The 13660-nt window shown below is 60.6% G+C and carries 10 protein-coding genes; 8 read left to right on the forward strand and 2 right to left on the reverse strand.

The genetic code is table 11. The features are described from left to right. Positions 1-158: 158 nt before the first annotated feature. Both AC1Q6Y_RS00095 and rarD read left to right on the forward strand, forming a co-directional pair. Complete coding sequence (locus AC1Q6Y_RS00095; RefSeq protein ID WP_102670838.1) at positions 159-1133, forward strand: serine/threonine protein kinase; 975 nt, start codon at positions 159-161, stop codon at positions 1131-1133. A 216-nt stretch (positions 1134-1349) separates the two neighbouring features. Then, on the forward strand, positions 1350-2237 hold the full coding sequence (gene rarD / locus AC1Q6Y_RS00100) for an EamA family transporter RarD (RefSeq protein WP_492623873.1): 888 nt from the start codon (positions 1350-1352) through the stop codon (positions 2235-2237). Positions 2238-2452: 215 nt separating this feature from the next. Here rarD and AC1Q6Y_RS00105 read toward each other — a convergent pair whose 3' ends face one another. After that, positions 2453-2971, reverse strand: coding sequence for a glycine cleavage system transcriptional repressor (locus AC1Q6Y_RS00105; RefSeq protein WP_057713020.1), 519 nt, complete (start codon positions 2969-2971; stop codon positions 2453-2455). A 583-nt stretch (positions 2972-3554) separates the two neighbouring features. Between AC1Q6Y_RS00105 and AC1Q6Y_RS00110 the strand changes: the two genes are divergently transcribed. After that, a complete protein-coding gene (locus AC1Q6Y_RS00110; protein ID WP_492623874.1) occupies positions 3555-5732 on the forward strand; it encodes a malate synthase G in 2178 nt (725 codons plus the stop codon). 110 nt (positions 5733-5842) lie between these two features. Here AC1Q6Y_RS00110 and AC1Q6Y_RS00115 read toward each other — a convergent pair whose 3' ends face one another. Beyond that, the gene (locus AC1Q6Y_RS00115) at positions 5843-6289 is read right to left on the reverse strand and encodes a response regulator (RefSeq protein ID WP_090451799.1); all 447 of its coding nucleotides are present in this window, start codon (positions 6287-6289) and stop codon (positions 5843-5845) included. 253 nt (positions 6290-6542) lie between these two features. Here AC1Q6Y_RS00115 and AC1Q6Y_RS00120 point away from each other — a divergent pair, with 253 nt between their 5' ends. From AC1Q6Y_RS00120 to AC1Q6Y_RS00140, 5 genes are all read left to right on the forward strand, one after another. Then, positions 6543-8483 (forward strand): putative nucleotidyltransferase substrate binding domain-containing protein, encoded by a 1941-nt coding sequence (locus AC1Q6Y_RS00120; protein ID WP_057713017.1) that lies wholly within the window; start codon positions 6543-6545, stop codon positions 8481-8483. Next, positions 8480-9187, forward strand: a complete 708-nt coding sequence (locus AC1Q6Y_RS00125) for a 3'-5' exonuclease (RefSeq protein ID WP_218494739.1) — start codon at positions 8480-8482, stop codon at positions 9185-9187. Before AC1Q6Y_RS00120 ends, AC1Q6Y_RS00125 begins: the two co-directional genes overlap by 4 nt. 226 nt (positions 9188-9413) lie before the next feature. Further along, the gene (locus AC1Q6Y_RS00130) at positions 9414-9932 is read left to right on the forward strand and encodes an RNA polymerase sigma factor (RefSeq protein WP_090451802.1); all 519 of its coding nucleotides are present in this window, start codon (positions 9414-9416) and stop codon (positions 9930-9932) included. Further along, the gene (locus AC1Q6Y_RS00135) at positions 9929-10903 is read left to right on the forward strand and encodes a FecR domain-containing protein (RefSeq protein WP_492623875.1); all 975 of its coding nucleotides are present in this window, start codon (positions 9929-9931) and stop codon (positions 10901-10903) included. The genes AC1Q6Y_RS00130 and AC1Q6Y_RS00135 overlap by 4 nt, the downstream gene beginning before the upstream one ends. Positions 10904-11190: 287 nt before the next feature. Next, positions 11191-13626 (forward strand): TonB-dependent siderophore receptor, encoded by a 2436-nt coding sequence (locus tag AC1Q6Y_RS00140; protein ID WP_154909884.1) that lies wholly within the window; start codon positions 11191-11193, stop codon positions 13624-13626. Positions 13627-13660 lie beyond the last annotated feature (34 nt).

The following is a 13660-nucleotide window of genomic DNA, read 5'->3' on the forward strand; positions in this document are numbered from 1 at the left end:
GGCGCGATTTCATATCTGGCGCATGACCTGTGGGAGCGAGCTTGCTCGCGATGGCGTCAGCACATACAACGCACACCTCAAGCCCACCCCCTAAAGCCCCGCCGTCTGCGCTACCATGCCTGGCCGGACGCAGCAGCCTGCTGCGCGCAGGAGTCAGCATGGCCCACCCGTTTGAAACCCTCACACCAGACCTCGTGCTCGATGCCGTCGAAAGCATCGGCTTTCTCAGCGACGCGCGCATCCTGGCGCTCAACAGCTACGAGAACCGCGTCTATCAGGTCGGTATCGAAGACGCCGAGCCGCTGATCGCCAAGTTCTACCGGCCGCAACGCTGGAGCAACGAAGCGATTCTGGAAGAGCACCAGTTCACCGCCGAACTCGCCGACTGCGAGGTGCCGGTCGTGGCGCCGTTGATCCACAACGGTGAAACCCTGCACGAACACAACGGTTTCCGTTTCACCCTGTTCCCCCGCCGTGGCGGCCGAGCACCGGAGCCGGGCAACCTCGACCAACTCTATCGCCTGGGCCAGTTGCTCGGGCGCCTGCATGCGGTCGGCTCGACCCGGCCGTTCGAGCACCGTGAAGCGCTGGCGGTAAAAAACTTCGGCCATGACTCGCTGGCCACATTGCTCGACGGCAACTTCATCCCCCGCAGCCTGCTGCCGGCCTACGAGTCAGTGGCCCGCGATCTGCTCAAGCGTGTGGAAGATGCCTACAGCAACACGCCGCACCAGAACATCCGCATGCACGGTGACTGCCACCCCGGCAACATGATGTGCCGTGACGAGATGTTCCATATCGTCGACCTCGACGACTGCCGCATGGGTCCGGCGGTACAGGACATCTGGATGATGCTCGCCGGCGATCGTCAGGATTGCCTGAGCCAGTTGTCGGAACTGATGGACGGCTACAACGAATTCCACGACTTCGATCCCCGTGAACTGGCCTTGATCGAACCGTTGCGCGCCCTGCGCCTGCTGCATTACAGCGCCTGGCTCGCCCGCCGCTGGGACGATCCTGCCTTCCCCCGCAGTTTTCCGTGGTTCGGCACCGAGCGTTACTGGGGGGATCAGGTGCTGGCGTTGCGCGAGCAGTTGGCGGCGCTCCAAGAAGAGCCACTGAAGCTCTTCTGACCCACCCTGCCCCCCTGTAGGAGCGAGCCTGCTCGCGAAGAACACAAGGGCAACGCGTTTATTCAGACAGCACGCGTTATCGTTGACGTCCATCGCGAGCAGGCTCGCTCCTACAGATACCGATGTTCACAAATGTCCTACCTATTCAGTCAGGACATTCGCAGACAAATCTCCTTACAATCCCCTCTTTGTTAGCTGCCTAAGCAAGGATTCTGCATGCAAGCCGCCAACCCGCGTCGCGGGTACATACTGGGCCTGAGTGCCTATATCATCTGGGGGCTTTTCCCCCTCTACTTCAAAGCCATCGCCAGCGTGCCCGCAGTGGAAATCATCATCCACCGGGTGCTGTGGTCGGCGCTGTTCGGCGCCTTGTTGCTGATGGTCTGGAAGCATCCCGGCTGGTGGCGCGAGCTGCGGGAGAACCCCAAGCGACTGGCGATCCTGGCCCTGAGCGGCGCACTGATCGCGGCCAACTGGCTGACCTACGTCTGGTCGGTGAACAACGGCCGCATGCTGGAGGCAAGTCTCGGTTACTACATCAACCCCTTGGTGAACGTGTTGCTGGGAATGCTGATCCTCGGCGAACGGCTGCGGCGCATGCAATGGATTGCCGTTGGCCTGGCGGCGGTGGGTGTGGCGCAGCAGGTCTGGCAAGTCGGCAGCCTGCCGTGGGTGTCGTTGGTGCTGGCCCTGACCTTCGGTTTCTATGGCCTGATTCGCAAGCAGGCACCGGTCAAGGCACTGCCGGGGCTGGTGGTGGAAACGTGGATGCTGGTGCCGATTGCCCTTGGCTGGTTGCTGCTCAATCCGACGGCCAGCAGCGCCCAGGCCGAATTCTGGACCACCTCCCAAGCCTGGTGGCTGATCGCCGCCGGCCCGATCACGCTGGTGCCGCTGGTCAGCTTCAACGCTGCTGCACGGCATTTGCCCTACACGACACTGGGGTTTCTTCAGTACCTGGCGCCAACCCTGGTTCTGCTGCAAGCCGTTCTGCTGTTTGGCGAGCACCTGTCGTCCAGCACCTTGGTAGCGTTCATGTTTATCTGGGCCGGTCTGGCGGTTTACAGCGTCGATGCGTGGATAAGTTTGCGCCGCCGCAGCTGATCAAAAAACGCACAAAAGCCTACAGGCCACGTCTCCCGTGGCCTGCATCATTCCTTCCCAAGGTTATCCACAGCGTGATCCCCGCCGATTGTGCGCAAGTGGCTGAAACTGCTGGTTTTTTGATCAGATCATGAAGAACCCCGGTCGGCGTGGCCTGGCGGGGTGTCTCTACAGGTTATCCACAGGCCGGTGCACGTTTAACTTGGATAACCTGATCAGGGATCACTGCGCAGCACCAACTCGACCATCAGATCGTCCGCCAGGGTTTCCAGGCGCGATTGCAGCACGTCCAGCGACAGCGTCAGCGGGACCGCGAGAATCGCCTCGGCATGGAACAACGGCTCGCTGCTCATCGGTGCCGGGCGCACTTCGGTGACCAGCCGTTCCAGACTCACCCCCTGCTCGCTCAACAGGCGTGTGATGTCACGCACGATCCCCGGACGATCATTTCCCACCAGTTCCATGGCGATCGGCTTCCAGGTGCAGGATTGTTCGATGCTGCTTTCGGCGACCAACACGCGAATGCCCTGGGCGGACAAGCCCTGCAGGGCCGCGACCAATTCATCGTAGGCCTCGGCCGGCACGCCCACCCGCAGAATCCCGGCGAATTGTCCCGCCATGCGCGACATGCGGCTTTCCAGCCAGTTGCCGCCGTGCTCGGCAATGCATTGGGCAATGCGCTCGACTTGTCCGGGCTTGTCCGGAGCGAAAACTGTGAGTACGAGATGGTCCATGGCGCAGCCCTCCAATCATGACTTTTGTTATAGAGAACCAAGTATAGGCAAGGGGAACATTGTGGCGAGGGGGCTTGCCCCCGTTCGGCTGCGCAGCAGTCGCAAAATGAACGGATGTAATTTTTCGTGGTACATGCACGGGAGCGGCTTCGCCACTCAACGGGGGCAAGCCCCCTCGCCACAAAAACAGGCACCCCATAGCAGAGCACCAAAGATAATGTGTACAACTTTTGATATTTAACTGGAACAATCCAATAGTTTTTTGAGAACATCACGCTCCCCGACGTGACCGCAATGCGTCATGGGGTCGCAGAACGACGTAATTAGTCTAATTTTCACAACCGCAATTCATCATGTAGTATGCCGCAGCGCGCACTACATAACGTTGGATCGATGTCTGCCGCAGGCACGTTCGCAACCCTGAAAGCCCTGTCAGCAAGGCCCCAAGCCGTTGATTGGTCCCAACCCAGCCGCCTGTCATGGGCATGTACTGGTAGAGGGGTTTGTGGTTTAAATGGCCAGAGGCTTCATTGTTAAATTGAAGAGCTGAAAAGCGAAATAGCTGAGCAGAGTGAGGCAAGCAATGACTGAACACGTTCAAGTCGGTGGCCTGCAGGTCGCCAAAGTCCTGTTCGACTTCGTGAACAACGAAGCCATTCCCGGTACCGGCCTCACCGCCGATAAGTTCTGGGCCGGTGCCGACAAGGTCATCCATGACCTGGCACCGAAGAACAAAGCCCTACTCGCCAAACGCGATGATTTCCAGGCTCGTATCGATGCCTGGCACCAGGAACGTGCAGGCCAGGCGCACGACGCCGTGGCCTACAAAGCTTTCCTGCAAGACATCGGTTATCTGCTGCCAGAAGCGGCCGATTTCCAGGCAACGACGCAAAACGTCGATGAAGAAATCGCCCGCATGGCCGGTCCACAACTCGTGGTGCCGGTGATGAACGCCCGCTTCGCTCTCAATGCTTCGAACGCCCGCTGGGGTTCGCTGTACGACGCGCTCTACGGCACCGATGCCATCAGCGAAGCTGACGGCGCGGAAAAAGGCAAAGGCTACAACAAGGTTCGCGGCGACAAGGTCATCGCCTTCGCCCGTGCGTTCCTCGATGAAGCCGCGCCATTGGCTGCCGGCACTCACGTAGACTCCACTGGCTACAAGATCGTCGACGGCAAACTGGTGGTCGCCCTCAAAGGCGGCAGCAACACCGGCCTGCGCAACGATGCGCAACTGATCGGCTTCCAGGGCGATGCCGCTGCACCGACCGCGATCCTGCTGAAAAACAACGGCCTGCATTTCGAAATCCAGGTCGACGCCAGCACCCCGGTCGGCCAGACCGACGCGGCCGGCGTCAAAGACATCCTGATGGAAGCCGCGCTGACCACCATCATGGACTGCGAAGACTCGGTTGCCGCGGTCGATGCCGATGACAAAGTGGTGATCTACCGCAACTGGCTCGGCCTGATGAAGGGCGATCTGTCGGAAGAAGTCGCCAAGGGCGGTCAGACCTTTACCCGCACCATGAACGCCGACCGCACCTACACCGCCGTCGATGGCAGCGAACTGAGCCTGCACGGTCGTTCGTTGCTGTTCGTGCGCAACGTCGGTCACCTGATGACCATCGATGCGATCCTCGACAAAGACGGTAACGAAGTGCCTGAAGGCATTCTCGATGGCCTGGTGACTTGCCTGGCATCGATGCACAACCTGAACGGCAACACCTCGCGCAAAAACACCCGCACCGGCTCGATCTACATCGTGAAGCCGAAGATGCACGGCCCTGAAGAAGCGGCGTTCACCAACGAGCTGTTCGGTCGCATCGAAGACGTGCTGGGCCTGCCCCGCAACACCCTCAAAGTCGGGATCATGGACGAGGAGCGTCGTACCACGATCAACCTCAAGGCCTGCATCAAGGCGGCGAGCGAGCGTGTGGTGTTCATCAACACCGGTTTCCTCGACCGCACGGGCGATGAAATCCACACCTCCATGGAAGCCGGCCCGATGGTGCGCAAGGCGGACATGAAGGCGGAAAAATGGATCGGCGCCTACGAGAACTCCAACGTCGATATCGGTCTGAGCACCGGCCTGCAAGGTCGCGCACAGATCGGTAAAGGCATGTGGGCCATGCCGGACCTGATGGCGGCGATGCTCGAACAGAAAATCGCTCACCCGATGGCCGGTGCCAACACCGCCTGGGTACCCTCGCCGACCGCTGCTGCCCTGCACGCGCTGCACTACCACAAGGTTGACGTGTTCGCCCGTCAGGCCGAACTGGCCAAACGTGCCCATGCTTCGGTAGACGACATCCTGACCATCCCGCTGGCGGTCAACCCGCAGTGGACCGCCGAACAGATCAAGAACGAACTGGACAACAACAGCCAGGGCATTCTCGGTTACGTGGTGCGCTGGATCGACCAGGGTGTCGGCTGTTCGAAAGTGCCGGATATCAACGACGTCGGCCTGATGGAAGACCGTGCAACGCTGCGTATTTCCAGCCAGCACATCGCCAACTGGCTGCGTCACGGCATCGTCACCGAAGAGCAAGTGATGGAAAGCCTCAAGCGCATGGCGCCGGTGGTTGACCGTCAGAACGCCGGCGACGCGCTTTACCGTCCGCTGGCCCCGAACTTCGACAGCAACATCGCCTTCCAGGCGGCGGTCGAACTGGTGGTCGAAGGCACGAAGCAGCCGAACGGCTACACCGAGCCGGTCCTGCACCGTCGTCGTCGCGAGTTCAAGGCTGCCAATGGCCTGTAACTGAGCGTCTGCGCCGGATATGAAAAAGCCCTGATCGAAAGATCAGGGCTTTTTCTTTTTGGGCTGTCCGCGATCTCCCACAGAGGTAGTTCAGGGCTGACAGGCTTGGACTAAGGCTCCACCCCAAGTTCATGCTTGACCAGTTCCAGCAGCTTGCCGGCATCAATCGGCTTGAGCAGAAAGTCCACCACATTCAAATGCATCGCGGCGATCGCATCTTTCACGTCGGCATCACCCGAGACGATGATGATCGGCAACGCCGCCCGTACCGACTCGCGCACCTGTCGGATCAGGTCCAGGCCGTCGACGAGGCCCATGCGCAGGTCGGTAATCACCAGTCCGATCGAAGGTTTCTCCTCCAGCATCTTGAGTGCTGCTTCGCCACTGGCCGCCGTCATGCAGTGAATACCGTCAAGCGCCAGGATCTCTGACAACAGTTCCCTGGCGTCTTTATCGTCATCGACGATCAGCACCCGTTGTGGCGGCAGGTCAGGTTCCAGCATGACGGCGCTCAAGGCTTCGCGCTCGGCGTCGCTCAAAATATCGTGGTCGGACATGGCTTTCTCTACATGTTCAGTTCATTTCCCTAGCACAGTGACGAGACATCGCTAAGCAGGCCTTAAATGTGCGCTTCGTCGGATATTTTTCCAATAGGGGGACAGAGAGGTTTTTCGCACAGTTGCGTAGGATTCTTCCGACATTTCAGCATACCAATCGCCTACCTAGACTTACGTCCAATGGGCACTCCGGCCACAGGGGTCGACCATGTCTGGGTCATCCGACAACAACAATTCAAAAAAGACTGCGGTAATGGTTATGAGTAAAGCGGACGCCTTCACACAGGCAGGGAAAACCGCGGTGTTGCAGAACATCCAGGGCACGTTGCAATTCCTCCAGCGCTTCCCGCCTTTCAATCAGATGGAACACGCTCACCTGGCGTATCTGGTCGAGCAATGTCAGATGCGTTTTTACGCTCCCGGCGAGAGCATCATCAAACCCGCTGACGGCCCGGTCGAGCACTTCTATATTGTCAAGCAAGGCCGGGTCGTGGGCGAGCGTCCGCATACGGTAAACGGTAGCACCGAAACGGTTTTCGAGATCACCACTGGCGAATGTTTCCCTCTCGCGGCGTTGCTGGGTGAACGGGCGACCCGCACCGAGCACCTGGCCGGCGAAGACACCTTCTGCCTGCAACTGAACAAGCCGGCATTCATCCGCCTGTTTTCGCTATCGGACACCTTCCGCAACTTCGCCCTGCGCTGCGTCAGCAGCCTGCTGGATCAGGTCAACCAGCAAGTGCAGCAAAAAGCCGTGGAAACCCTGGGCACCCAATATTCGCTCAATACCCGACTGGGCGAGTTGGCCATGCGCCACCCGGTGACATGCGCCCCGCAGACGCCATTGCGCGAAGCTGTGACGTTGATGCACGAACAACAGGTCGGCAGCATCGTGGTGGTCGATGAACTCAAGGCGCCACTGGGGATTTTCACCCTGCGCGACCTGCGCCAGACCGTGGCCAACGGCAGCAGTGATTTCAACGAAGCCATCGAAGGGTACATGACCCGGGCGCCGTTCTTCCTGTCGCCGGATCAGAGTGCATTCGACGCGGCGATTGCCATGACCGAGCGGCACATCGCCCATGTCTGCCTGGTCAAGGACCAGCGTTTGTGCGGCGTGGTTTCCGAGCGCGATCTGTTTTCCCTGCAACGGGTCGACCTGGTGCATCTGGCGCGCACGATCCGCAATGCCCAGAAAGTGGAAAACCTGATGGCGCTGCGGGGCGAAATCGGTCAACTGGTCGAGCGCATGCTGGCCCACGGCGCGTCTTCGACGCAAATCACCCACATCATCACCTTGCTCAACGACCACACCGTGTGCCGAGTGATCGAACTGACTCTCGCCGAAAAAGGCGACCCCGGCGTGCCGTTCAGCTGGCTGTGTTTCGGCAGCGAAGGCCGTCGCGAGCAGACCCTGCACACCGATCAGGACAACGGCATTCTGTTCGAAGCCAGGGATGCGGCCCATGCCGCCGAGATTCGCGGCAAACTGTTGCCCATTGCCCAGCAGATCAACCAGAGCCTGGCGCTGTGCGGCTTCACCTTGTGCAAGGGCAATATCATGGCCGGCAACCCTGAGCTGTGCCTGTCCCGGGCCGAATGGGCGCGGCGCTTTGCGGCGTTTATCCGCGAGGCAACCCCGGAGAACCTGCTGGGTTCGAGCATCTATTTCGATTTGCGCGTGGTCTGGGGCAGCGAGCAAGGCTGTGAGCAATTGCGCCGGAGCATTCTCGACCAGGTCGGCGACAACCGCTTGTTCCAGCGCATGATGGCTGAGAATGCGTTGCGCAATCGCCCGCCCGTAGGGCGTTTCCGCGAGTTCGTACTGGCGCGAAAAAATGGCGAGAAGGCCACCCTGGACCTGAAGACTCAGGGTCTGACACCCTTTGTCGACGGCGCCCGGTTGCTGGCCCTGGCCCACGGTATCGAAACAAACAACACGCTGGAGCGTTTTCGCCAGTTGGTCGACAAGGAGGTCATCGATCCCCTGGACGGCGCTGCGTACGAAGAGGCCTATCACTTCATCCAGCAAACCCGCATGCAGCAACATCAACTACAGACCCGAGAGAATTTTCCTTACTCAAATCGGGTCGATCCCGACAGCCTCAATCATCTGGACCGGCGCATCCTGCGTGAGTCCCTGCGCCAGGCACAGCGCCTGCAAAGCAGCCTGACCTTGCGGTATCAGATATGAGCCTGTTTTCATGGCTGCGCCCGGCCGGCCCGAGCTTGTCCGCAGACCTGCAACAGCGTCTTCAACGCCTGCCGACGGTCACCGGATTGAGTGAATGCAGCCTGCGCGAGCAGCGCTGGGTAGTGCTCGACCTGGAAACTACCGGGCTGAATATGAACAAGGACCGGGTACTGTCCATCGGCGCCGTGGTGATCGAGGATGGCGCGATCGATTTCAGTCGACAGTTCGAGCGAACCTTGCAATGCGGCGAACTCAAGCTCGGCCCCAGTGTGCTGATTCACGGCTTGGGCCCCAGTGCAATTGCTGCCGGCAGCGATCCGGCCGAGGCGCTGCTCGAACTCATGGAGTTTGTCGGCGACAGCCCGGTGCTGGCCTTCCATGCGCCGTTCGACCAGCACATGTTGGCGCGCGCCCTGAAGGATCATCTGGGTTACAAGTTGCAGCATGCCTTTCTGGATGTGGCAGATATTGCGCCACTGCTATGCCCCCAGGCGCACATTCGCGAGGCCGGGCTGGACGATTGGATCGACTGGTTCAAGCTCGAAGTCTTCGAGCGCCACCACGCCAGCGCCGACGCCCTGGCCACCGCCGAACTGGCACTGATCCTGTTCAGCCGTGCGCGGCAGCAGCAGATTCATAGCCCGTTGAATTTGCAACAGCGCTTGAGTCAGTGGAAGCGCCGGCAGCAGGCGCCTTCCTTCTGACCCATACGCCATCCCTGTAGGAGCGAGCTTGCTCGCGATGGTCTTGAACGGTGACGCGTGCTGTCTGGAAAAATGCGTCGCCTTCAAATTCATCGCGAGCAAGCTCGCTCCTACAGGGGCCTTCGCCAAATCCCCACCCGACCAACGCCAATTGCTTACCTCCCTCGCCTCTGCCACAATCGCGAACAATTCTCGTTAGTTAATATTTCCCAATCGGTGATGCGGCGTGTCGTCAGTCCCAAGCCCTCAAAGTGAGCTCGTCGGTGCGTTATATCGCGACCATCGCGGTTGGCTATTGGCCTGGCTTCGACGCAACGTCGCCTGCCCGCAACGGGCCGAAGACCTGAGCCAGGACACTTTCGTGCGTTTGCTGGGCCGTGAGGAACTGAAGGCACCGCGCGAGCCGCGGGCATTCCTGGTGGCGATCGCCAAGGGCCTGCTGTTCGATTATTTCCGTCGCGCCGCGCTGGAACAGGCCTACCTCACCGAGTTGATGCTGATTCCCGAAGCCGAACAACCGTCGGCGGAAGAACAGCAAATGATCCTCGAAGACCTGAAAAACATCGACCGCTTGCTTGGCAAGCTTTCCAGCAAGGCCCGGGCGGCATTCCTCTATAACCGCCTCGACGGCCTCGGTCACGCGGAAATCGCCGAGCGCCTCGGTGTGTCGGTGCCGCGGGTGCGCCAGTACCTGGCACAAGGCATTCGCCAGTGCTATATCGCGCTGTATGGTGAGCCGACATGAACCCGGTCAGTTCCAAACCGGTATCGGCCAGCGTGCTGGACGCGGCGATTGCCTGGCAGCTGTCCATGGACTCCGCCAACCCGGTAGAGCGCGAAGAGTTCGCCAAGTGGCACGCGGCCCACGAAGAGCACGCCCGCGCCTGGCGCCAGTTGGGCATGCTCGACCAACGCTTCAGCGTGGCCAGCGGCCCGGCCCGCACTGCCTTGCTGCAATCGCGCGAAGGCATTCGCCGGCGAGTGCGCAAGCTTGGCAACGGTGTCGCCAGTATCGTTGCCGCGGTCGGCCTGGCCCTGTTCGCCGGGGATCGTTACCTGCCGATCGACTATTGGCTGGCCGACCAGCGCACCGCCGTTGGCGAGCAACGCACCCTGCGTCTGGTTGACGGCACGCTGATCAATCTCAATACCCACAGTGCGCTGGATGTGCGTTTCGATGAAAAGCAGCGGCGCATCGTGCTTCAGGAAGGCGAAATACTGGTTGAAACCGGCCATGGCGATCCCCGGCCGTTCATCGTCGAAACCCGCGAAGGCAGCATGCGTGCGCTGGGTACGCGGTTTCTGGTCAAGCGCGAGGAGGACGGAACGCGCTTGAGCGTATTGCAGTCGGCGGTGGCGGTTCACCCTGAGTCCAACCCTGACGAAAAGATTCTGCGCGAAGGCCAGCAGGTACTGATCCGCAACAACGGCCTGGGCCCGGTTCTGGCCGTCAACCTCGGTGCGGATGCCTGGACTCGCGGCATGCTGGTGGTGGACAACACACGGCTGGAAGACCTGGTGCATGAAATCGGCCGCTATCGAAACGGTTACGTCGGGGTCGCGCCGGAAGTTGCCGACCTGCGCATCACCGGCAGTTTCCCGCTGCGCGACACCGACCTGGCACTCAACGCCCTGCTGCCGACCCTGCCGGTGCAGATCGAACAGCACACGCAGTGGTGGGTGAAGGTCGTGGCCAAGGCCGATACCAAGCCCTGAATCCGCACACAGAACCCCGTGGCGAGGGGGCTTGTCGGATCGCCGCACCGCCCCGTTGGGTCGCGAAGCGGCCCCCTGCATTTTTCTGACTGACTGTGTTCGCTGACGTCACGACTGCTACGCAGCCGAACGGGGGCAAGCCCCCTCGCCACAAAATGCGCATGCCTGAAGCTCCTCGATGTTTATTGAATAACTGAATCGAAATTATTTTCATCCAGCTCTATCACTTTTTGATTTTCGTACGGCACACAGGCAATTGAGAAATGTTTCCATTCAGGAGCCGCTGTATGCCTCGTTCGCTAGACTCCCTGTTACGCCGCAGTTTGCTGGCGGTTGCCATTGCCCTTTGTACCCCTTTGGCCAGCAGCCAACTGGTCGCCGCTGAACAGGCGTCCGGCGTCCGCGCCTACAACCTGCCGACCGCTCCACTGGTCAACACCCTGAACCAGATTGCCAGCCAGGCCGGTCTGGCCCTGTCTTTGAATCCATCCCTGGCGGCGGGCAAGACCTCGGCGCCGGTCAAAGGCCAGTTCGACGCAGCCGGCGCCCTGCGCGAAGCCCTGCGTGGCACCGGGCTGCAACTGGAACAGAGCAGTGCGGGCACCTATAGCCTGGTGGCCGTGCCCGAGGGTGTGATGGACCTGCCGGTAACCAGCGTGATTGGTGTGCAAGACACTGAAAGCGCCTGGGGCCCGGCACAGGGCTACCTGGCCAAGCGCACCGCCGCCGGCACCAAGACCGACACTGCACTGGTCGAGGCACCGCGTTCGATTTCGGTCGTCACTCGCGAGCAGATGGACGACCGCAACGCGCACACCCTCGACGATGCCGTGCGCTACTTGCCGGGCATCACCTCCAGCAGCTTCGGCAGCGACACCCGCGCCGACTGGTTGCGCGTGCGCGGTTTCGAGCCGACTCAATTCCTCGACGGCCTGCCACTGCCAAAAGGTGTGTACTCCAACCCGAAACAGGAAACCTGGAACCTCGACCGCCTGGCGCTACTGCGCGGCCCGGCCTCCTCCGTGTACGGCCAGACCCCGCCGGGTGGCCTGCTGGACATGGTCAGCCGTCGCCCAAGCGCTGAAGCCAGCAGCGAGATCCAGCTGCAATACGGCAGCGACAATCATCGCCAGATCAACTTCGCCAGCACCGGCAAGATCGATGACGAAGGCCAGTTCCTTTACAGCCTCAGCGGCGTCCTGCGCGACGGCGGCACCCCCATCGACCACATCGATGACAAGCGCTACAACATTGCGCCCAGCCTGACCTGGAACATCGACGAAGACACCAAATTCACCCTGCTCACGCAGTTCACCCGTGACGATACCGGTATCACCAGTCAGTTCTATCCGATCCAGGGCACCAAGATCGACATGCCGTTCGGCGATATCTCCCACCACAAGAACCTGGGTGACCCGAACTACGACTTCTACGACCGCACCTACTACGCACTGGGCTATGCCTTCGAACACCGCTTGAACGATGTCTGGCAGTTCCGCCAGAACCTGCGCTACACCAAGTCGGAGCTGTCATTCCAGGCCGTGACCGTCAATAGCTACGGCCCCTCTTACGGGTCTGTTGTTGACGATCAAGGCAATACCGGCCGTGGCACCACCAATGTCGACGAAGACATCGCCCAATTCGCCGTGGACAACAACTTCCAGGGCGACTTCGTCACCGGCGACGTCAGTCACACCTTGCTGATCGGCCTGGACCACCAGCGCAACACCACCAACTACCTCTCGATCTTCGGCACCGCGCCGGGCATTAACGTCAACGACCCGGTCTATGGCTTGCCGATCGAGCGTCCGGCACGCTCCACAGCCTTCTATGACTACGAACAGAAGACCCAGCAGACCGGCCTGTACATCCAGGACCAGATGGCCCTCGGCCAATGGCGCCTGACCCTCGGCGGTCGTGAAGACTGGGTCCACACCGGTACCACGTTCTTCAACAAGGGCGATGCCACCAACACCGAACGCGACAAGAACTTCAGCGGCAACGCGGCGATCAGCTACGTGTTCGACTCGGGCTTCGTGCCTTACCTGTCCTACGCCGAATCGTTCCAGCCGACCAGCAATGCCGTCGCCTCGCCGACCGAGTCGTTCAAGCCGACCGAAGGCAAGCAATGGGAACTGGGGATCAAGTACCAGCCACCGGGCAGCAACACCCTGCTGACCGCGGCTGTGTATGACCTGACCCAGAAAAACGTTTCCGTCACCAACAACGTGGGCAACGTGACAGTCACCAGCCAGACCGGCGAAGTGAAAGTCAAAGGCCTGGAGCTGGAAGCCGTTTCCGACGTGACCGAAAACCTCAAGGTCACCGCTGCCTACACCCTGGCCAAATCTGAAGTGCAAGAGGGCATCTACAAGGGCAATCGCCTGCAACTGATGCCTAACCAGCAAGCGTCGGTGTGGGGCGACTACACCTGGCACAACGGCGTGCTGGATGGCTTCGGCATCGGCGCCGGCGCGCGCTACACCGGCAATACCTATGGCGACCAGGCCAACACCTGGCTGGGCAAGGCCGACGCCTACACAGTGTTCGACGCCGTGGTTCACTACGACCTCGGTCGCCTGGACAACAGCCTCAAAGGCGCTTCGCTGGCCGTCAACGCAACCAACCTGCTCGACAAGGACTACATCTCGACTTGCGACAGCTACTACTGCTACTACGGCGACCAGCGCAGTGTCGTCGCCAGTGCAACCTACAAGTGGTAACGCTTTGAGCTGACACGCCCAATGACCAGGCCGT

The organism is Pseudomonas sp. GW823-FHT06E10, assembly GCF_058794995.1.

What these genes read in the sequence shown, in the direction of transcription:
- AC1Q6Y_RS00095 (WP_102670838.1), top strand. Translation starts at nt 159, where the DNA reads ATGGCCCACCCGTTTGAAACCCTCACACCAGACCTCGTGCTCGATGCC.
- rarD (WP_492623873.1), top strand. Translation starts at nt 1,350, where the DNA reads ATGCAAGCCGCCAACCCGCGTCGCGGGTACATACTGGGCCTGAGTGCC.
- AC1Q6Y_RS00105 (WP_057713020.1), bottom strand. Translation starts at nt 2,971, where the DNA reads ATGGACCATCTCGTACTCACAGTTTTCGCTCCGGACAAGCCCGGACAA.
- AC1Q6Y_RS00110 (WP_492623874.1), top strand. Translation starts at nt 3,555, where the DNA reads ATGACTGAACACGTTCAAGTCGGTGGCCTGCAGGTCGCCAAAGTCCTG.
- AC1Q6Y_RS00115 (WP_090451799.1), bottom strand. Translation starts at nt 6,289, where the DNA reads ATGTCCGACCACGATATTTTGAGCGACGCCGAGCGCGAAGCCTTGAGC.
- AC1Q6Y_RS00120 (WP_057713017.1), top strand. Translation starts at nt 6,543, where the DNA reads ATGGTTATGAGTAAAGCGGACGCCTTCACACAGGCAGGGAAAACCGCG.
- AC1Q6Y_RS00125 (WP_218494739.1), top strand. Translation starts at nt 8,480, where the DNA reads ATGAGCCTGTTTTCATGGCTGCGCCCGGCCGGCCCGAGCTTGTCCGCA.
- AC1Q6Y_RS00135 (WP_492623875.1), top strand. Translation starts at nt 9,929, where the DNA reads ATGAACCCGGTCAGTTCCAAACCGGTATCGGCCAGCGTGCTGGACGCG.
- AC1Q6Y_RS00140 (WP_154909884.1), top strand. Translation starts at nt 11,191, where the DNA reads ATGCCTCGTTCGCTAGACTCCCTGTTACGCCGCAGTTTGCTGGCGGTT.